General features: G+C 40.9%; 19 protein-coding genes. All 19 read left to right on the top strand.

Annotated elements, in window-relative coordinates:
• Positions 1-9 precede the first annotated feature (9 nt).
• The 19 genes from BM095_RS03015 to dapG all read left to right on the top strand — a co-directional run bounded on the left by BM095_RS03015 (position 10) and on the right by dapG (position 21437).
• A complete protein-coding gene (locus tag BM095_RS03015) occupies positions 10-4305 on the top strand; it encodes a PolC-type DNA polymerase III (protein ID WP_091657184.1) in 4296 nt (1431 codons plus the stop codon).
• 280 nt (positions 4306-4585) lie between these two features.
• Positions 4586-5056, top strand: coding sequence for a ribosome maturation factor RimP (gene rimP / locus BM095_RS03010; protein ID WP_091657180.1), 471 nt, complete (start codon positions 4586-4588; stop codon positions 5054-5056).
• 51 nt (positions 5057-5107) lie between these two features.
• A complete protein-coding gene (nusA, locus tag BM095_RS03005; RefSeq protein ID WP_091657178.1) occupies positions 5108-6301 on the top strand; it encodes a transcription termination factor NusA in 1194 nt (397 codons plus the stop codon).
• A 25-nt stretch (positions 6302-6326) separates the two neighbouring features.
• Entirely contained in the window at positions 6327-6590 is a 264-nt protein-coding gene (gene rnpM, locus BM095_RS03000; RefSeq protein WP_091657175.1) for an RNase P modulator RnpM, read from the top strand.
• A gap of 1 nt (position 6591) precedes the next feature.
• Entirely contained in the window at positions 6592-6894 is a 303-nt protein-coding gene (locus BM095_RS02995; protein WP_091657172.1) for a YlxQ family RNA-binding protein, read from the top strand.
• Between the two features lie 18 nt (positions 6895-6912).
• Positions 6913-9045, top strand: coding sequence for a translation initiation factor IF-2 (gene infB, locus BM095_RS02990; RefSeq protein WP_091657169.1), 2133 nt, complete (start codon positions 6913-6915; stop codon positions 9043-9045).
• Positions 9042-9320: a DUF503 domain-containing protein gene (locus BM095_RS02985; RefSeq protein ID WP_091657167.1), complete on the top strand. Its 279-nt coding sequence runs from the start codon at positions 9042-9044 to the stop codon at positions 9318-9320. Before infB ends, BM095_RS02985 begins: the two co-directional genes overlap by 4 nt.
• A gap of 18 nt (positions 9321-9338) precedes the next feature.
• Positions 9339-9686: a 30S ribosome-binding factor RbfA gene (rbfA, locus tag BM095_RS02980; RefSeq protein ID WP_091657164.1), complete on the top strand. Its 348-nt coding sequence runs from the start codon at positions 9339-9341 to the stop codon at positions 9684-9686.
• A 295-nt stretch (positions 9687-9981) separates the two neighbouring features.
• Positions 9982-10899, top strand: a complete 918-nt coding sequence (truB, locus tag BM095_RS02975) for a tRNA pseudouridine(55) synthase TruB (RefSeq protein ID WP_407639122.1) — start codon at positions 9982-9984, stop codon at positions 10897-10899.
• Between the two features lie 22 nt (positions 10900-10921).
• Complete coding sequence (ribF, locus tag BM095_RS02970; RefSeq protein WP_091657159.1) at positions 10922-11872, top strand: riboflavin biosynthesis protein RibF; 951 nt, start codon at positions 10922-10924, stop codon at positions 11870-11872.
• Positions 11873-12018: 146 nt separating this feature from the next.
• Complete coding sequence (gene rpsO / locus BM095_RS02965) at positions 12019-12288, top strand: 30S ribosomal protein S15 (protein ID WP_091657156.1); 270 nt, start codon at positions 12019-12021, stop codon at positions 12286-12288.
• A 156-nt stretch (positions 12289-12444) separates the two neighbouring features.
• On the top strand, positions 12445-14547 hold the full coding sequence (locus BM095_RS02960; protein WP_091657877.1) for a polyribonucleotide nucleotidyltransferase: 2103 nt from the start codon (positions 12445-12447) through the stop codon (positions 14545-14547).
• Positions 14548-14688: 141 nt separating this feature from the next.
• Positions 14689-15651, top strand: coding sequence for a polysaccharide deacetylase family protein (locus BM095_RS02955; RefSeq protein ID WP_091657154.1), 963 nt, complete (start codon positions 14689-14691; stop codon positions 15649-15651).
• Positions 15652-15684: 33 nt separating this feature from the next.
• Positions 15685-16929: a M16 family metallopeptidase gene (locus tag BM095_RS02950; RefSeq protein ID WP_091657151.1), complete on the top strand. Its 1245-nt coding sequence runs from the start codon at positions 15685-15687 to the stop codon at positions 16927-16929.
• Between the two features lie 22 nt (positions 16930-16951).
• A complete protein-coding gene (locus tag BM095_RS02945; RefSeq protein WP_091657148.1) occupies positions 16952-17182 on the top strand; it encodes a YlmC/YmxH family sporulation protein in 231 nt (76 codons plus the stop codon).
• 310 nt (positions 17183-17492) lie between these two features.
• Positions 17493-18404, top strand: a complete 912-nt coding sequence (gene dpaA, locus BM095_RS02940; protein WP_091657145.1) for a dipicolinic acid synthetase subunit A — start codon at positions 17493-17495, stop codon at positions 18402-18404.
• Entirely contained in the window at positions 18391-18987 is a 597-nt protein-coding gene (locus tag BM095_RS02935; RefSeq protein ID WP_091657143.1) for a dipicolinate synthase subunit B, read from the top strand. Before dpaA ends, BM095_RS02935 begins: the two co-directional genes overlap by 14 nt.
• 138 nt (positions 18988-19125) lie before the next feature.
• A complete protein-coding gene (gene asd, locus BM095_RS02930; protein ID WP_091657141.1) occupies positions 19126-20178 on the top strand; it encodes an aspartate-semialdehyde dehydrogenase in 1053 nt (350 codons plus the stop codon).
• Positions 20179-20240: 62 nt separating this feature from the next.
• On the top strand, positions 20241-21437 hold the full coding sequence (gene dapG, locus BM095_RS02925) for an aspartate kinase (protein WP_091657138.1): 1197 nt from the start codon (positions 20241-20243) through the stop codon (positions 21435-21437).
• Positions 21438-21447: the final 10 nt, after the last annotated feature.

Raw genomic sequence — 21447 nt, 5'->3', positions numbered from 1 at the left:
AGGTAGAAAATGAATAACGAAGAGAATCGTGTGAGAGAAGAACGTTTCAAACTGCTTCTTGAGCAAATCGGTATGCCAGCCGAAACACTCCGCAATTTAGAAGGTGGTCGGGTAGAAAAATTATCGATATGGAAAGATGAGAAAAAATGGCATTTTCAATTTAAGCTCCCAGCTCCATTGCCTTACACTGTTTTTCTTCAACTAGAAGAGAGACTATCAGCAGCTTTTCGACACATAGCTGATGTTCGTTTCTCTATTTCGTATGAAGAAGGATCGCCTCCTCTTACGGAAGTGTCATCGTATTGGCCATCGATTATGAAGCGACTTGAAGGGCTCGTACCTTACATACGACAACGTCTCAATAGCTCAAAACCAAAAACGGATGGTAATTTTCTAATTCTAGAATGTAAAAATGAAGCCGAAGGTACGGCTCTAGAAAGACGGCTTAGCGAACCACTAAATAATGTAATAAGAGATCTAGGTTTTTCTTCTTGTCAATTAAAAATGACGGTGAAAACATCGGCGGAAGAGATAGCGCAATTTGAAGAGCAAAAAAGACAAGAAGACCATTCAAAAGTCATCGAAGCGATGATGGAGAAGAAAAAGCAAGAACAAAAAGCAGCTTCAAACAATGCTAATAAACCATTGAAAATCGGTTATCCGATAAAGGAAGAACCAGTACCGTTAGAGACGATACAAGAAGAAGAACGAAGAATTGCGGTACAGGGATATGTATTTGAAGCAGAGACAAGAGAGTTAAGAAGCGGCAGGACTCTATTGACTTTCAAAATTACCGATTACACTGACTCTATCCTTGTAAAAATGTTTTCGAGAGATAAAGAAGATGTCCCTCAATTTGAAGCCATAAAAAAAGGAATGTGGCTGAAAGTTCGAGGCGGCGTTCAAAATGATACGTTTGTCAGGGACCTTGTTATGATCGGTAACGATGTTACTGAAATAGAGCCAGAAAAGCGGCATGATGATAGTGAAGAAAAACGGGTCGAACTACATGCACATACTGTGATGAGCCAAATGGACGCAACAGCTACAGCAACTCAGTATATTGAGAAAGCGGCCGAATGGGGCCATGAAGCAGTTGCTATTACGGATCACGGGGTGGTGCAATCCTTTCCAGAAGCATACAAGGCAGCGAAAAAACATGGCATAAAAGTGTTATATGGTATGGAAGCTAACCTCGTCGATGATGGGGTTCCTATTGCATACAACGAAGCGGACCGTAATTTATATGACGATACGTATGTAGTTTTTGACGTCGAAACAACGGGTTTATCTGTCGTATACGATACTATTATTGAGTTAGCAGCAGTAAAGATTAAAGATGGAGAAATTATTGACCGGTTTGAGTCCTTTGCTAATCCTCATGAAAAATTATCTGACACTATTATCAATTTAACAGGTATTACAGATGACATGGTCGAAGACGCCCCAGAAGTGGATGAGGTATTGAAAGAATTTAAAGAGTTTAGTCAAGATACAATTTTAGTAGCACACAATGCAAGTTTTGATATGGGTTTCTTGAATGAAGGATATAAAAAAGCAGGACTGGATAAAGCTGATAATCCAGTTGTTGATACGTTGGAGTTAGGACGCTTTTTATACCCTCATTTAAAAAACCATCGTTTAAATACGTTGTGTAAAACGTTTGATATCGAACTTGTAAGTCACCACCGCGCTATTTATGACGCTGAAGCTACAGGGTATTTGCTATGGAAAATGGTGAAAGACGCGGTTGATAAAGGGATTGAGAGGCACCATCAATTGAATGACAATATGGGACAAGGGGATTTCCATCGATTAAGACCTTCCCATTGTACATTAATTGCTACGACGCAAGAAGGGCTTAAAAACTTATATAAGCTGGTTTCTCTGTCCCATATCGATTATTTTTTCCGAACGCCTCGCATCCCACGCTCCGAATTACAAAAGCATCGGGCTGGCATTCTCGTTGGTTCTGGCTGTGACAAAGGAGAAGTATTTGAAACAGCTATGCAAAAATCATTGGAGGAAGCACGGGAAGCGGCTCGATTTTATGATTTTCTAGAGGTGCAACCACCGGAAAATTACGCACATTTGCTTGAGAAAGAACTCGTAAGAAACAAAGAAGCTATTTACGATATTATTAATAAAATTATTGGTTTAGGCGCAGAGTTAGATATCCCAGTAGCTGCGACTGGAAACGCTCATTATATTGACCCGGAAGATCATATTTACAGACAGATTCTTATTGCTTCTCAAGGCGGTGCTAACCCACTTAACAAGCAAACCCTGCCCCAAGCTCACTTTAAAACGACGCAGGAGTTGCTTGAGAGTTTTGCATTTCTAGATGAGAATACCGCCTATGAACTCGTGGTGAAAAACACGAAAGCGCTGGCAGAGCGAGTAGAAGACATTCATCCGGTACCTGATGACCTGTATACTCCTTATATAGAAGGCTCTGATCAGGAGATTAGGAATATGAGCTATGACAAAGCGAGAAGCATTTATGGAAACCCTCTTCCGGAATTAGTAGAGAAGAGACTGGAAAAAGAGCTAGAAAGCATTATCGGACATGGATTCGCTGTAATTTATCTTATCTCCCAGAAATTAGTGAAGAAGTCTCTTGATGATGGTTATCTCGTAGGTTCACGAGGTTCAGTTGGTTCATCTTTTGTAGCTACAATGACAGGCATAACTGAAGTGAACCCACTACCACCGCATTATGTATGTCCGTCATGTCAGCATTCTTATTTTTTTAATGATGGATCCGTTGGGTCTGGCTATGATTTGCCGGATAAAGAATGCGAGAAGTGCGGGACACCTTACGTCAAAGACGGCCATGACATACCATTTGAGACATTTCTCGGCTTTAAAGGAGATAAGGTACCGGATATTGACTTGAACTTCTCAGGAGATTATCAAGCACGCGCCCACAATTATACGAAGGAATTGTTTGGGGAAGATTATGTTTATCGTGCCGGAACCATAGGTACGGTTGCAGATAAAACTGCTTATGGATTTGTGAAAGGCTATGAAAGTGATCATGATATCCATTTCAGAGGGGCAGAAATTGACCGATTAGTTTCAGGGTGTACCGGTGTAAAACGCACAACGGGACAGCATCCCGGCGGTATTATTGTTGTACCGGAAGAATACAATATTCATGATTTTTGTCCTATTCAATATCCAGCAGATGATAAACAGTCAGAATGGAGAACAACTCATTTTGACTTCCATTCCATAGATGATAATTTATTAAAGCTTGATATTCTCGGGCATGATGACCCTACAGTTATACGTATGCTTCAAGACTTAAGCGGAATAGACCCAAACACTATCCCTGTAGATGATGAAGAAGTAATGAAAATATTTAGCGGGCCTGAAGTGTTAGGGGTAACCCCCGAGCAAATTCTTTGTAAAACGGGGACTTACGGCATTCCTGAATTCGGTACACGCTTCGTAAGACAAATGCTTGAGGAGACAAATCCAAGTACATTCTCTGAGTTAGTACAAATTTCCGGATTGTCGCACGGGGCAGACGTGTGGCTAGGTAATGCCCAAGAACTTATTCAGAGTGGCACGTGTGAATTAAAAGATGTTATTGGCTGCCGTGATGACATTATGGTTTATTTAATTTACAAAGGTGTAGAACACTCGTTGGCTTTTAAAATCATGGAATTCGTCCGGAAAGGGAGAGGTCTGGAAGAGGATTGGGTAGAAGAAATGAAGAAACATGGCGTTCCAGACTGGTATATTCAATCGTGCTTAAAGATCAAATATATGTTCCCAAAAGCGCACGCCGCCGCCTACGTATTGATGGCAATTAGAATCGCGTATTTTAAAGTTCATCATCCAATTTTATTCTACGCAGCATATTTTACGGTCCGTGCCGATGATTTTGACATTCCTACAATGGTAAAAGGGACGGATGCTATACGTGCTCGTATTGAAGAGATTCAAGCAAAGGGCATGGATGCTTCACCAAAAGAAAAAAGTTTAGTAACTGTGCTTGAATTAGCATTGGAAATGAGTGCCCGCGGGTTTTCCTTTCAGAAGGTGGATTTATATCGTTCCAAAGCGGTTGAATTTGTCGTGGATGGAGATACATTAATCCCACCATTTAATTCACTGGACGGCGTTGGTACGAACGCTGCTCTGAATATAGTGAAAGCACGGGAAGATGGCGAATTTTTATCCAAAGAGGACTTGCAGCAGAGAAGTAGAGCCACAAAGACAGTTATTGAGCACTTAGACGCTCATGGTTGCCTCGAAGGTCTTCCGGAATCTAATCAGCTTTCTTTATTCTAAGAGGTAGTTGACGTTGGCTGCATAAACCTTTCTCAATTGCATTATGTTGGAGAGTATGGTAGGCTTTTAAAGTAGACACCTCAATAAGCACGCATGGAGAAGAGTGGGTTTTTTTACCCACTCTTTCGTTTGTACTTATAGATAAAAATGGATAATTAAGCAACCAGTTATCGAACGTCAGTAAGTTTAAATGAGTCAATCTCACTCTATACGGGGAGTGGGAAAACGCGTTTTGAAATATACTAATCTCATCAGGATTCAACGTCAAAGGAGGAACGACATGAGTAATAGTATAAAGGAAAAAGCTGCACAAATTGCTGAACCAATTATTACAGATATGGACTTTGAGTTAGTAGATGTGGAATACAAAAAGGAAGGGAAAAGCTGGTTTCTCCGCTTTTTTATAGACGGCCCAAATGGGGTTGATATTGAAGATTGCGGCAGAGTCAGTGAACAGTTAAGTGATAAATTGGACGAGGAAGATCCGATTAAGGGCGCTTATTATTTAGAAGTTTCCTCACCAGGGGCTGAACGGCCATTAAAAACGGAAAAAGACATACAACGGTCCATAGGTAAATTTGTGTATGTCACCACGTATGAACCAATTGACGGTGAAAAAGCTTTTGAAGGTAAGTTGGTAAATTTTGATGGGGCAACTTTAACTATCGAAGGAAAAGTCAAACAAAAAGCAGTCACCTACCAGGTTCCATACGAGAAGGTAGCTAAGGCCAGACTTGCCATTCAATTTTAGATAAATCCGGGATGGTGAAGAAGCCCGGTGTATAAGGGGGAAAGCAACTCCATGAATACCGATTTTATGGATGCATTAACGACATTAGAAAAAGATAAAGGAATTGAAAAAGGAATCATTATCGAGGCAATTGAAGCTGCTTTGATTTCAGCGTATAAACGTAATTTTAACCAAGCGCAAAATGTACGCGTAGATATCAACCGCGAAAATGGCAGTATTCGTGTATTTGCTCGCAAACAAATCGTAGAAGAAGTCTTTGATCCGCGATTAGAGACCTCGCTTGATGAAGCAAAACAAATTAATCCTAACTATGAACTCGATGATGTTATTGAGCTTGAGGTCACTCCAAAGAATTTTGGACGTATTGCTGCACAAACAGCAAAGCAAGTAGTGACACAGCGTGTTCGGGAAGCAGAAAGGGATATCATTTATTCGGAATTCATCGATCGTGAGGAAGATATCATTACGGGTATTGTTCAACGGCAAGATCACCGTTTTATATACGTGGATCTTGGAAAAGTGGAGGCACTTTTACCACAGGGAGAACAGATGCCTAATGAAACGTATAGACACAATGATCGAATTAAAGCCTATATTACAAAGGTAGAAAAGACAACCAAAGGGCCTCAAATCATGATTTCTCGTAGTCACCCTGGTTTATTGAAACGCCTATTTGAGTTAGAAGTTCCTGAAATTTTTGATGGAACTGTTGAGATTTTATCTGTAGCTAGAGAAGCGGGTGACCGATCTAAAATCTCCGTCTATGCAGAGGATCCGGAAGTGGATCCGGTAGGTGCGTGTGTTGGGCCCAAAGGGCAGCGGGTTCAGGCAATCGTAGATGAACTGAAAGGGGAAAAAATTGATATTGTAGAGTGGTCAGAGGATACATTTACTTACGTATCAAACGCACTCAGCCCCTCAAAGGTTATCGATGTACAAGTGAACGAAGAAGAGAAAAGCACATTAGTGATCGTTCCGGACTATCAGTTGTCGCTAGCTATTGGGAAGCGTGGCCAAAATGCCCGTCTTGCTGCGAAGCTAACAGGATGGAAAATTGACATTAAAAGTGAATCAGAAGCAGAAGAATTAGGTTTGCTAAATGATAATCACCCAACAGGATTGGCTGTCGATGAAGAATCCGAATCCGATACGGAAGAATGGTCAGATGATATGCTGTTTGATACCGATCCAGAGCCGTTAGATGACGATGTGGAATTCGTAGAGGAAGAACCAGACGAACAATGAAACGGAGGAAAGGAGCAAAACGGCGGTGAAAAGAAAGAAACCATTACGTAAATGTGTGGTAACAGGGGAAGTGAAGGAGAAGAGAGAACTAATCCGAGTAGTTAGAGATCCGGATGGATTTGTTTTTGTAGATCATACCGGAAAGAAGAATGGTCGTGGTGCCTATTTGACAGATGAGGAAGACTGCTTTCAAGAAGCGAAACGAAAAGATGTACTGTCAAGGCATTTAAATGTTAAAATTTCTTCGGATGATTACGATCGGTTAATACAAGAGAGAAAGGAAAAGTAGAATGGATAATTCTTTTCACTCTTTTCTTGGATTGGCGGCGCGTGCTGGAAAAATAAAAACCGGAGAAGAAACGGTTTTGAAACAAATGAGAAACCAATCCCTTCACTTAGTGATAGTCTCCGGGGACGCTTCCCCCAACACGCAAAAAAAATTTAGAGATAAATCCAGCTTTTATCATGTACCGTTACGGATGACGTCCGACCGCGAGAGACTCGGCCAGGCAATCGGCAAAGAAAGCCGGGTTATCATTGGTATTACAGATAAGGGTTTTGCGGATAAGCTGCTTACCATGCTGGATGAATAGAAGGTGGAGGTAATGCTTATGAAAAAAATGCGAGTTTATGAATATGCGAAATCGGTAAATAAATCAAGCAAAGACATTGTGGAGCAATTAAAAAAGATGAACATCAATGTATCGAATCATATGTCTGTCATTGATGAGCGTACGATCGCAAAATTAGAAGGTAAGAGTGATTCGAAAGGGAAAGAAGAAAGTACGGCATCCGCACCGAAAAAAGAGAAAAATAGCGGCGGTGGAAATCAAAAACGAGAGGATAATCAAAATAAAGCAATGAATAAAACAAACAAAGATAAAAAAACAAACAATCAGAACAAAAAACAGGACAAACGAGGCAAGAATCAGAAAGGCCCCAAGAAAGATCAGCGAAAAAGATCGTTTCAAGAACAAAAACCAGCCCCTACTCCGGATAAAATTACTTACTCTGGAACACTGACTGTAGGAGATCTAGCAGAGAAACTTAACAAAGACTCTTCAGAAATTATCAAAAAGCTAATGTTTTTAGGGGTAATGGCAACGAAAAACGAAGACTTGGAAAAAGAAACCATTGAATTAATTGCTGAAGATTATGGGGTAGAGGTAGAAGAAGAAGTCTTCGTCGATGAATTAGGTATAGAAACTCAAGTAGAAGAAGATGATCCAGATCAGCTAGAGGAACGCCCACCTGTAGTTACCATCATGGGACATGTTGACCATGGGAAAACTACATTACTGGATGCTATTCGTCATACAAAAGTTACGGAAGGCGAAGCAGGCGGTATTACTCAGCATATTGGTGCATACCAAGTCACTGAAAACGATAAAAAACTTACATTCTTAGATACCCCAGGGCACGCTGCTTTTACGACAATGCGAGCTCGTGGTGCACAAGTAACAGATATTACTGTATTAGTCGTGGCTGCTGATGATGGCGTCATGCCGCAAACAAAAGAAGCCATCAATCACGCAAAAGCTGCAGAAGTTCCGATTATTGTAGCGGTGAACAAAATGGATAAGGAAAGTGCAAATCCAGACCGAGTCATGCAGGAACTTACTGAGTTTGAGCTAGTTCCTGAGGCATGGGGCGGGGACACTATTTTTGTGAATGTCTCTGCATTAAATGGGGAAGGCATTGATGAGCTGCTCGAAATGCTCTTATTAGTAGCAGAAGTGGAAGAGTTAAAAGCGAATCCTAATAAGAGGGCTCGAGGAACAGTGGTTGAAGCAGAACTGGATAAAGGGCGAGGCCCGGTAGCGACACTTCTTGTCCAAGAAGGAACCATGAATGTAGGAGATCCTATAGTGGTTGGAAACATGCACGGGAAAATACGTGCAATGGTGAATGACATAGGTCGTCGTGTGAAATCTGCAGGACCATCTACACCTGTAGAAATCACAGGTTTAAATGGCGTGCCTCAGGCAGGTGATCAATTCGTCACATTCGAAGACGAAAAGAAAGCTCGCCAGTTTGGAGAGGCGCGTGCCAGCAGAGCCCGAGAAGAAGAAAGAAGTCAAACGTCTAAAGTAAGCATTGATGATCTATTCAGCCAAATTCAAGAAGGCGACGTAAAAGAAATTAATGTCATTGTCAAAGCAGACGTACAAGGTTCTGTGGAAGCTGTACGAGGGTCACTAGAGAAAATTGAGGTAGAAGGCGTCAAAATTAATATTATTCATGCTGGCGCTGGGGCAATTACTGAATCTGATGTTATTCTTGCTTCTGCTTCCAATGCTCTTATTATTGGTTTCAATGTACGTCCAGATGTAAATGCCAAGCGTACGGCAGAATCAGAGAAAGTTGATATTCGTTTACACCGTGTCATTTATGACGCCATTGAAGAAATTGAGTCTGCGATGAAAGGTATGCTTGATCCAGAATATGAAGAAAAAGTCATCGGACAAGTGGAAGTTCGTCAGCTCTTTAAAGTCTCCCGTATCGGAACGATTGCCGGAAGCTATGTGTTGGAAGGCAAAATCACAAGGGATTCCACAGCACGCCTGATTAGAGAAGGTGTTGTTGTATATGAAGGTAAAATAAATGCTCTTAAACGCTTCAAGGATGATGTTCGTGAAGTTAGTTCCGGTTATGAATGCGGTATAACGTTAGAGAATTTCAATGATATCAAGGAAGGAGATATTATTGAAGCTTATGTGATGGAGGAAATTAAAAGAGCATGATTGGGGCCGTTCACTGTGAATGTCTCATTTACCAGACTCAATCGTTAAAAGAAAAACGGGCGATCGTTAAAAGTATAATTACGAGGCTGAAACAAAAACTAAATGTAGCAGCAGCCGAAATGGATTATCAAAACTTATGGCAGCGAACATCGGTAACGATCGTCTCCGTGAATGAGAACCGGCGATTGGTAGAAAAGGAACTCCAAAAAGCTCTCGATATGATAGATCGTATGCCGGAGTTAGAACGAACCATCACTAATTATGAATGGTTTTAATAAAAGGAGGCCGCGGCTATGTCTAACCTCAGAGCAGAGCGCGTGGGAGAACAGATCAAGAAAGAACTGGCAGACATATTTACTCGCGAAATAAAAGACCCACGAGTTCAATTTGTAACAGTTACGGACGTAGAAGTTACAGGCGATTTGCAGCAGGCAAAAGTGTTTGTTACTGTTCTCGGGGAACAGGATGATGTTGAAGAAACACTTCAAGCTTTACAGAAAGCCCGCGGGTTTATTAGAAAAGAAATTGGAAATAGAATTCAATTAAGAAAAACGCCAGAGATTTTCTTTGAATTCGATCAGTCCATTGAATATGGAAATCGAATTGAACAGTTATTAAGAGAAATAAAAAATGAAGAATGAGGGCGGGGCTGTCTCTTTGCTTCGGATGCGAATGGAAGATATTTTTTTACGGGCTGTTCAGAGCCTCATTCGCAGCTGAATTTACGAGGCAGCCCTTTCATGTGAGTTAGATAATTCAGTGTTATCGTGTCTCGGTCCTGTTGGATTGAGACATTAGTATCTATCTCTTCTCTGTACAGAAAAACTATTGTCATGTTTGGAATCATTCCGGCACGCCCGTTTCCAAATTAGATATAAAAGACTCACTGGATACTATCAAACGTTAAAGTCCTATGTTTAAAGTAGAAATTAGGTGATGTTACATATGTTTGAGGGGATAATTCCATTGTATAAACCAAAAGGGATGACTTCTCATGATTGTGTGATGAAAATGAGGAAGTTGTTGAGGACGAAAAAAGTAGGTCACACAGGTACTTTGGATCCTGATGTCGAAGGGGTTCTGCCTATATGTGTAGGAAGAGCGACGAAAGTGGTAGAATATGTAACAGATATGCCAAAAGAATACGAAGCGGAAGTGACTCTTGGAGTTTCTACAACGACGGAGGATGCGAGCGGAGAAGTCATAGCAGAAAAAGACATACCTCCTACACTATCAAAAGAAAACATTGTGGTTACGTTACACAAGTTTAAAGGAAAACAATCACAAGTCCCTCCCATGTATTCAGCAGTAAAAATTAATGGGAAGAAGCTATATGAGTATGCCCGCGAAGGTATAGAAATTGAACGGCCAGCAAGAGATATTGAGGTATATCGTATAACATTCATTGAAAACTCAATTCAGCAAGTACATCACCGTATGTCTTTCCGGTTTATTGTCACTTGCAGCAAAGGGACCTATATAAGAACTTTATGTACGGACATCGGAAAAGAATTAGGTTATCCGGCACATATGTCTGATTTAACACGTACCCGCTCCGGTCCCTTTATGTTGGAACGTACGCTCACGTTTGAGGAGATAGAAAATCGGAAAAATGAAGGGCTGTTAGAACAAGTGTTAGTTCCGATTACAGAAGGATTGATACATTTACCACACATCGAAGTAAATGAAAGTATGAAAGGGAAAATCCTTCATGGGCAAGTGCTCTCTGCTAATAATGAAACTCCAAATGAACCCTTTGTTTTTTCTTATAAAGGCGAGGCATTGGCCGTCTATCAACCACATCCTTTGAAAGATGGATTAATAAAACCAAAGACGATGTTAAAAACCATTTAAATGAAGTAGAAGGTGATCCGCAATGGAAACAATTTACTTACAGCACGATAAGCCCTTTCCGAAGCGTGAATTTCCAGAGATTGTTCTTGCTCTTGGCTACTTTGATGGTATCCATAAAGGACATCAGAAAGTAATACAAACGGCAAAATCGATCGCTGTCAAAAAAGAAGCTTCACTAGGGGTAATGACTTTTCATCCTCCTCCCCTGGCCGTGTTATCACAGGAGGTTTCCGTGGAGGAATTGCGTTATATCACTCCTCTGTCTGTTAAGGAAGAACAACTGGCTGCTGAAGGAGTAGATTATTTATTTATTGTCCATTTTAATCATTCTTTTTCAAAAATAGAGCCCCAGGAGTTCATTAAGAGATTCGTGGCTGGAATAAATGCTGTTCATACGGTTGCTGGATTTGATTTTTCATATGGTCATAAAGGGAAGGGGAAGTTACAGGATGTACCAGAGTACTCAGGCGGAGTAATTGATCAGACAACCGTGGAAGAAGTAACAGAGCAAAATAAAAAAATCAGTTCAACGAGGACCCGTGACGAATTGTTAAAAGGATATGTAGATGAAGTAAAATCATTGCTCGGTCGACCTTATATAACCAGAGGAATTGTAGAGAATGGAGAGAAACGGGGACGTACCATTGGATTTCCTACGGCGAATATAGCCATTAAAGATCCTTTCATTTTACCACCTACTGGTGTATATGCGGTGCAGATTGTAATAGATGGAGAAACGTTTAATGGTGTTTGTAATGTTGGGTATAAACCGACTTTCCATAGTGAACAAGAAGGGGATCCAGTGATTGAAGTTCATATTTTTGATTTCGACAGAGACATATATGGGAAACACGTAGAAGTGGAATGGCATTTTTTTATTCGAGAAGAAATAAAGTTCTCTTCCGTCGAAGAATTAAAGAACCAAATTACGAAAGACAAAGACACGGCTGCCTCTCTCTTGCGTCACGAATAAGCTTGATAATTAGAATAATCTCTTGCATTTTATATAAAAAAAAGGTATTCTATTCACTGTAGCAAATGGAAGCCATTGCTTGGCCGGCACGATCCTCCGGCGGCTGGCTAGGGAATCGGCGTTATTTATGAAAAGGAGGTGCCGAAATGGCATTATCATTAGAAAGAAAACAGGAAATTGTAAATGAGTTTAAAACTCATGACAAAGACACAGGATCTCCAGAAGTACAAATTGCGATCCTTACTGAACAGATCAACACGTTGAATGAGCATTTGCGTGATCATAAAAAAGATCACCATTCACGTCGCGGTCTTCTGAAAATGGTTGGTAAACGTCGTAACTTGCTTACTTACCTCCGTAAGAAAGATGTTACTCGTTACCGTAACGTTATTCAGAAACTTGGCCTGCGCAGATAAAGAGGATGTACCGATGTGCGGTCGGTATATGAGGAAAAGCGGGAGGAATCCCGCTTTTTATTATATCCGCAATTAATAAGGTAAATGATAATAGGAATTTTTCACAGAGGAAATAATAAAATTAATTACGAAAAAACAGGAGGACATCCTTTGAATATGGAACAAAAAGTACAAACTTTCACATTTGATTGGGCGGGAAGAGAGCTTGTTATCGAAACAGGCCAACTTGCAAAACAAGCGAACGGGGCTGTTATGGTTAGGTATGGAGATACGGCTGTGCTCTCTACAGCTACAGCTTCAAGAGAAGCAAAGGACCTACCATTCTTTCCGCTGACAGTGAACTATGAAGAGCGTCTTTATGCGGCTGGTAAAATCCCAGGCGGATTTATAAAAAGAGAGGGACGTCCTAGTGAAGCGGCTGTGCTCACTAGTCGTTTAATTGATCGGCCGATTCGACCTTTATTTCCAGATGGATTCAGAAATGAAGTCCAAGTTATTAGTATGGTAATGAGTGTGGATCAGGACTGCTCCTCTGAAATGGCAGCAATGCTTGGGTCTTCTCTTGCTCTGTCCTTATCTGATATTCCTTTCTCAGGTCCTATTGCAGGGGTGAATGTCGGCAGAGTAGACGGTACCTTTATTATAAATCCAACTTCCGAGCAATGGGAAAGAAGTGATTTAGAGTTAACGGTAGCTGGGACAAAAGACGCTATTAACATGGTGGAAGCTGGTGCGGAAGAAGTACCAGAAGAAGTAATGTTAGAAGCCATCATGTTTGGTCATGAAGAAATAAAGCGATTAGTTGCTTTCCAGGAAAAGATTGTGGAAGAGGCAGGCACAACAGAGAAAATGGACTTTGAAGTAAGTCTGCCGAGTGAAGAACTTAGCGAACGCGTTCGCGAAATAGGAGAGACACGTTTAAAAGAGGCAGTTCAAGTACAAGAAAAACAAGCTCGAGAGGTTGCCATTGATGAAGTAAAAGCATCTGTAGTCGAGCAGTTTGAGGAAGAGGAACAAGAAGAAGTAAAGGAAATTGTCCAAAAGGTAATAAAGGAAGAGACAAGACGTTTGATTACGAAAGAAAAGCTCCGTCCAGATGGTCGTAACCCGGACGAAATTCGTGACCTTTCTTCTCAAGTTAAGCTCTTGCCTCGAACACATGGATCTGGCTTATTTACTAGAGGGCAGACTCAAGTACTAAGTGTTTGTACACTCGGTGCATTGGGTGACGTTCAAATCATCGATGGACTAGGTATGGAAGAATCAAAACGATTTATGCATCACTATAATTTCCCATCTTTTAGTGTAGGAGAAACAGGTCCTATGCGTGGTCCGGGCCGGCGTGAGATTGGTCACGGAGCATTAGGAGAACGCGCCCTTGAACCAGTGATTCCAGCAGAAAAGGATTTTCCATATACGATTCGTCTCGTATCTGAAGTGTTAGAGTCCAATGGATCTACCTCGCAGGCGAGTATTTGTGCAAGCATTCTTGCTATGATGGACGCAGGCGTTCCAATCAAGTCACCAGTAGCCGGAATTGCAATGGGCTTGGTGAAAGAAGAAGAGGACGTTACTGTATTAACTGATATTCAAGGCATGGAAGATGCACTAGGTGACATGGATTTCAAAGTTGCCGGGACTGCGAAGGGAGTCACAGCCCTTCAAATGGATATTAAAATCGCGGGAATTGATCGTGACATTTTAGAATATGCTTTAGAAAAAGCCCATGCTGCAAGGTTAAAAGTACTCGACAATATGCTTTCAGCTATTAGTGAATCAAGAGAAGAGCTTTCTGAATATGCTCCGAAAATTTTAACCATGTCTATTGACCCTGATAAGATTCGTGATGTCATTGGGCCAAGTGGTAAAATTATTAATCAAATCATTGAAGATACCGGCGTTAAAATTGATATAGAGCAAGATGGTACCATTTATATCTCTTCAACCGACGCTGAAGCTAACAAGCAAGCTAAGAAAATCATTGAAGATCTCGTTCGGGAAGTGAAAGCAGGAGAGACATATCTTGGGAAAGTAAAACGCATTGAAAAATTCGGTGCTTTTGTAGAATTGTTTAAAGGTAAAGATGGATTAGTCCATATTTCCCAACTGGCAGAGGAACGTGTCAACAAAGTCGAAGACGTAGTGAACATCGGTGATGAAATTATGGTGAAAGTCACTGAAATTGATAAACAAGGCCGCGTAAATCTATCCCGAAAAGCCTTGCTAAAAGAACAAAACAATGAAAATAAATCCGAATAACGTGTGTCGAAGGATTCTTGGCTTTCGGGCCAAGGTCTTTTTATTTATGGAGTGGATCACTGAGATAAGACGAGAAGACCTATTTCACTACAGTTCTTCCTGTCCCAATCTTTGCATATTAATGGGATAGGAGGGAATGTCATGAGAAAACAACTTTATGCGTTAGTATTGTTTGTACTCGTTTTACTATTACTATTTCAAAGTCAAACCTCATTTGATTCGTCCCAGCCGTATTTAAGCGAACATCATACTACGGTGGCGCCGGTTGTGGCAGGGAAAGAAAATAATGTATATGACAAATTAGAAGAAGCAGCTAACGCGTACAATCAACCACCTATAGATGCGGTTGTAGACAAAGTATGGAAGGCAGTCCCTGGTTATAATGGAAGAATTGTGGACATGAAAGCTTCTTATGAAGCAATGGAAGATGCTGGACAATTTAAAGAGAACTTGTTAGTTTTTAAAGAGATCCCGCCTGAAGTGCATCTTGAAGACTTGCCTCCCGCTCCTATATATAAGGGAAACCCAGAAAAGCCTATGGCCTCATTTATTGTGAATGTGTCGTGGGGCGAAGAATATTTGCCTCAAATGCTGAAGGTTTTAAGAGAAGAGAGAACAAAAGCTACGTTTTTCTTAGAAGGAAGATGGGTGCAAAAAAACCCGAAGTTAGCTAAGATGATAGTAGAAGAAGGACATGAAATAGGGAGCCATGCCTATTCGCATCCTGATTTAAATGCCACGCCAGTTAATAAAATTCATCAGGAGCTTCAACAGACAAATGAATCGATAGAAGCTGTGTTATCCATCACTCCCTCATTGTTTGCCCCTCCTTCGGGAAGTTACAATGATCAAGTGGTCGAGATAGCGGCGAAGATGGGGATGCATACGATATTATGGACAGTCGATACGATAGATTGGAAAAGTCCGGACCCTATGCAAATGGCTGAAAAAACAGCTGCAAAAACGGATAATGGTTCGATCATATTAATGCATCCTACTTCTTCCGCTGTGCAAGGACTGCAACCATTAATCCGCTCCATTAAAGAAAAAGACATTCAACTTGATACGGTAAGTGAATTGATTGATGAGTCACGGGTAGATTAAGTTTGTCGTTTCTGAAATAAAGGAGGTACTTGTTTGGTACAAAAAACAACATTAGATAATGGATTACGCATAGTGACAGAACATATGCCTGCTGTCCGCTCGCTTTCCATCGGTATTTGGGTAGGAGCAGGCTCTCGATATGAAACAGCAATAAATAATGGGATTTCTCACTTTTTGGAACACATGTTTTTTAAGGGAACGGATACTCGCTCGCCAGCAGAAATCGCTGAGAGTTTTGATCGAATTGGCGGACAAGTCAATGCGTTTACTTCAAAAGAATATACATGTTTTTATGCAAAGGTTTTGGATCAACATGCAGAAATAGCGCTTGACGTGCTGACTGATATGTTCTTTCATTCAATGTTTTTGGAAGAAGAATTAGAGAAAGAACGAGGTGTCATTAAAGAGGAAATAAAAATGGTGGATGACACTCCTGATGATATTATCCATGATATTCTAGGGGAAGCTGGTTATGGGGATCATCCGTTAGGAAGGCCGATTCTTGGGACGCATGAAACAGTAGATCGTTTAACCTCCAATGATTTACGGGATTATATGGAGAATTTCTATACTGCTGAAAATGTCGTTGTGTCACTTGCAGGGAGCGTACCAAGTGAAGTTCTTGATACGATTAAGGAAAAGTTTAGCAGGCTCCCAACAAAGAATAATAAACCCACCATCCAGAAACCAGATTTTCATACTGGAAAATTAACGAGACAAAAAGAGACAGAGCAAGCCCATTTATGTCTTGGTTTCCCTGGACTTCCGATCGGTGATAGTCAAACATATGCGCTCGTTTTATTAAATAATGTCTTAGGCGGCAGCATGAGTAGCAGACTCTTTCAAGAAATTAGAGAAGAGAGGGGTCTTGCTTATTCTATTTTCTCTTATCATTCTTCTTTTCAGGATGATGGGATGCTTACTATTTATGGTGGAACAGGTAGAGACCAGCTCGATCAATTATTTGAGCAGACAATACAATGCATAAACGCACTTACCAAAGAGGGATTGACAGAGAAAGAATTGGAAAATGGGAAAGAACAATTAAAAGGTAATTTAGTTCTTAGTCTTGAAAGCACAAACAGTCGTATGAGCCGGAACGGAAAGCATGAGTTGATGCTTGGGTATCATCGGTCCATTGATGAAGTAATGGATGAAATTGAGAAGGTACAAATGGATGATATAATGAATGTGGCTCAAAAGGTTTTTCAAGAAGATTTTGCCCTCTCACTCATTAGTAATGATGGGAAGCTTCCATCCTCACTTTTAACCTATTAATCTGTGAAGGGAGCGCGAAAACATGCGGCTTCGTGATATAAGCTCCAGAGAGGTTATTGATAGGTCCCACGGACAAAAACTTGGAACACCGGGAGCCCTGGATGTGGTCATTGATGAAACAACTGGAAGCATTAAAGAGTTTGTTTTTCCGACTTCCCCGGCTCTCCCGTTTAAAAAAAGGCAAAAAGAGTGGTCTGTACCATGGGATAACATTGAACAAATTGGAGAAGATTTTATAATTATACGTTCATAATACTGTCTCTTGCGGGAGACAGTTTTTTTATGCCCTAAAATCAACATAAAAGCGATCTAATCACAGTTAAACAGTGTGAGCAGGGAAGGCGCCGCATTGGCTAACAAATCAACTGTGTACACGTCCTCATACCATAGAGAAGAAAGTATGTCGTGTATAGCTTCACCGAAAAGCGAGTACGTTCTAAGTATTTAGGATGCTTTTGGGTGTTTCCCAGAGGGGCATAAGCTGATTTTTAAAAACCTAATCACTAACTTTATCTACCCTCATAAGTTATTAAAGGTGGATTACATGGGGGAGGGGTGAAAAGATGGCCCATAAGAAAATTGTAGTACTGATTGGGGGAGATGCCCGTCAATCTGAAATTGCTGAACAATGCCTCGCAAGAAATATGAAGGTATATATGATTGGATTCGATCAATGGGAGCGAAATACCGCTGGAATTATAAAAGCTACCGGGGAGAATGATATACCATGGCAAATTGTTGACGTGTTGCTGCTTCCTGTCAGCGGATTAAAGGAAGGAAACAAAGTGGAAGCTCAATTTTCAAGCTCAGAAACTGTGATAAAAGAGGAGTGGCTTAGAAAGACAAAAAACGATTGTTTGCTTGTAACTGGTATTGACACAGAACCACTCAAAAAGCTTGAGAAAAGAATAAAGCGTAAATGGATACGTCTGATAGAACGAGATGATGTTTCTATATATAATTCTATTCCATCGGCAGAAGGAACCCTGCTTATGGCTCTGCAGGAAACTGATATAACTATTCATCAATCTCATACCATTGTTTTAGGATTAGGCCGAACTGGTCAAACAATAGCAAACACCTTTTCTTCATTAGGTGCATATGTAAAAGTAGGAACAGTGAATCCAGCAGAGAAAGCTCGTGCAGAAGCTATGGGATTAGAAGTCTTTGATTTAAAGGATCTGGCATCCGTAGTCGAAAAAGTGGATATTTGTATTAACACCATACCAGCTGGTGTGATAACGAAAAAGGAATTAGTTCATTTTCCTCACCATGCTCTCATTATTGATGTAGCTTCATATCCAGGAGGAACAGATTTCACGTATGCGAAACAACGTGGAATAAAAGCCATGTTAGCTCCAGGTCTTCCAGGAGCTGTAGCACCTAGAACTGCTGGTCAAATTCTTGCAAAAGTAGTTTTTCAACTTTTGGAGGAACAAGTGACAGAAAAGGAGGATGAAAATGCCTTTTCATAATAAAAAAATAGGCTTTGGGGTCACTGGTTCACATTGTACATTAGAAGAAGCGATTCCTTACATGAGGGAGCTTAGAGAGAAAGGGGCAGATGTATACCCTTTTATTACGCCTACTGTATTAAAAACAGACACTAAATTCGGCGCCTCAGAAAAATGGTTAAAAGAAATCAAAAAAGCTTCCGGGAAAGAAGAGGTAATAGATTCCATTGTAAAAGCAGAACCGTTTGGACCTAAGAGACCTCTGGATGCCATGCTCGTTGCTCCGATGACAGGCAATTCAATCAGTCGTTTTGCGAATGCAATTACAGATTCACCGGTACTGATGGCAGCCAAAGCAACACTTCGTAATCAACGTCCTGTTGTTCTCGCGATTTCTACGAATGACGCACTCGGATTAAACGGTGCAAACATTATGAAGCTCATGAATGCTAAAAATGTATACTTTGTACCATTTGGTCAAGACCATCCATTTAAGAAACCAACCTCCTTAGTGGCAAGAATGGAAGATATCTCTGCCACATTGGAAGAAGCGTTGTCTGGACGCCAATATCAGCCTGTCATAGTGGAAAAATATAAAGATTAACCGCTCATCGCAGTTGCTTCATATCCTGCAATCTTTTATGGTAATATAGGTAGAGTTTGATTTTATTAGCTTCCTAGAAGACCGAAGGGACAAAAGTGGAAGCAATTTTTATGAAATAGTTGGAAGGAGCAATGAATGATGGCAAATGAAACAGGATATTCTGTAGCAGTGTTAGGAGCAACTGGCGCTGTAGGTCAACAAATTTTAAAAACTTTGGAAGATAAGGATTTTCCAATAAAAGAATTAAAGTTGTTATCATCAAAACGTTCGGCTGGAAAACAAATCACCTTTAAAGGAGAAAATTATACAGTCGAGGAAGCGAAGCCTGAGTCATTTGAAGGAGTAGACATCGGATTGTTTTCTGCCGGTGGATCTGTATCAAAAGAACTGGCACCCGAAGCAGTAAAAAGAGGAACCATTGTTATTGATAACACAAGTGCATATCGTATGGATGAGAACGTACCGTTAATCGTACCTGAAGTGAATCAGGAAGCTTTGAAAGACCATAACGGTATTATTGCAAATCCAAATTGTTCAACCATCCAAATGGTAGCTGCATTGGCACCTGTACGAGATAAATACGGTCTTAAAAAAGTAATCGTATCGACGTATCAAGCAGTGTCGGGTGCTGGTTTATCTGCAGTGGAGGAAATGAAGCAGCAATCACAAGATATTTTGGACGGGAAAAAAGCAAATCCAGAGATACTTCCTGTTGGCGGGGACAAAAAACACTACCAGATTGCATTTAATGCGATTCCTCAGATCGATAAATTTCAAGATAACGGTTATACCTTTGAAGAGATGAAAATGATCAATGAAACAAAAAAAATTCTAGAAGATAAAGATTTAGCCGTTGCAGCTACTTGTGTAAGACTCCCGGTAGAGACTGGTCATTCTGAATCAGTTTATATCGAAGTAGAGAATGGTTCTCCTGATGTGACAGAGCTTCAAGAAGTATTATCTGCAGGTGATGGCATCACGCTTAAAGATAACCCGGCTGAACAAGAGTATCCTATGGCGGTAGACAGCGTAGGACTTCCGGATGTATTTGTAGGAAGAATTCGACGGGATTTAGACAATGACAAAGGTTATCATATGTGGATTGTATCCGATAATCTCTTGAAAGGTGCTGCTTATAACACGGTGCAAATTGCAGAAAGTCTCGTTCGGTTGGACCTGATTAAGAAGTAAAGCTGTATCTTATAGAGGGAACTCTATTCTTCGGTTCGATCGATTGAAAAGAGGAGTCACCTATGAATATCATTGTACAGAAATTTGGAGGCACTTCTGTTCGTGATGGCCAAACAAGACGGGAGGCAGCAAAACACGTCCTGACTGAAGTAAACAATGGTAAAAAAGTAGTTGTGGTTGTGTCAGCTATGGGAAGAAAAGGAGATCCGTATGCTACGGACACACTTCTTGGACTTCTCTCCAACCAATCTGCTCTGAAGAATAGAGATCGCGATTTATTCATTTCCTGTGGAGAAGTCATTTCTGCTGCCATTTTCACCGACCTGCTTCTTTCTATGGGATTACAGGCAAAAGCAGTGACTGGGGCACAGGCAGGTATACGGACGAATGAGAACTTTGGAAACGCACGTATTATAGATTTGAAATGCCAACCGTTAGTAAATGCTCTTCATGAGCATGATGTTATCGTAGTTGCCGGCTTTCAAGGCATGACACCAGCAGGGGAAGTAGCTACTCTTGGAAGAGGAGGAAGTGATACCTCTGCTGTTGCCTTAGCTGCGGCATTACATGCAGAAAGAGCCGATATTTTTACAGACGTGGACGGAATCATGACTGCAGATCCAACAATCGTTCAAGATGCCACCACTATCCACTCTGTGACGTACGAAGAAATATGCAATTTGGCATATCAAGGAGCAAAAGTTATCCATCCACGTGCTGTGGAAATCGCGATGCAGTCAAACCTGCCAGTGAAGATACGTTCAACATTATCTCATGAGGAAGGCACGTTAATTACAGGCGGCTTTTCATTAAGAGAACGGGTAATTACAAGTATTGCTTATATGCCTGGCATTACTCAAATAACGGTACGTGCAAAAGAAAATTTAAATGTACAAACGGATGTCTTTAAAAGCATGTCTGCTGCTAACATATCAGTAGACTTTATTAATATACAGCCTGCTTCCGTTGTTTACACTGTTCCAGATGAACGAAAAGAGGAAGCGGTCCGAATTTTGAAAAACAAAGGATACGAGCCGGAATGTCTCCCGGGCTGTGCAAAAGTATCGGCGGTAGGAGCTGGTATGGCAGGGGTTCCAGGTGTCGCCTCAAAAATAGTCGAAGCATTGACTAAAGATAACATCTCCATTTATCAGTCGGCAGATTCTCATACGACGATATGGGTGCTCGTTAAGGGAGAAGATATGAAAAAAGCTGTTCTCGCTCTGCATGAAGCTTTCCAGCTTGGAAAAAGTCAGTAATGTTAGGAAA

The sequence above is a fragment of the Alteribacillus iranensis genome (assembly GCF_900113025.1).
GTDB lineage: Bacteria > Bacillota > Bacilli > Bacillales > Marinococcaceae > Alteribacillus_A > Alteribacillus_A iranensis.
This window is presented reverse-complemented; position numbering and strand designations above follow the sequence as displayed.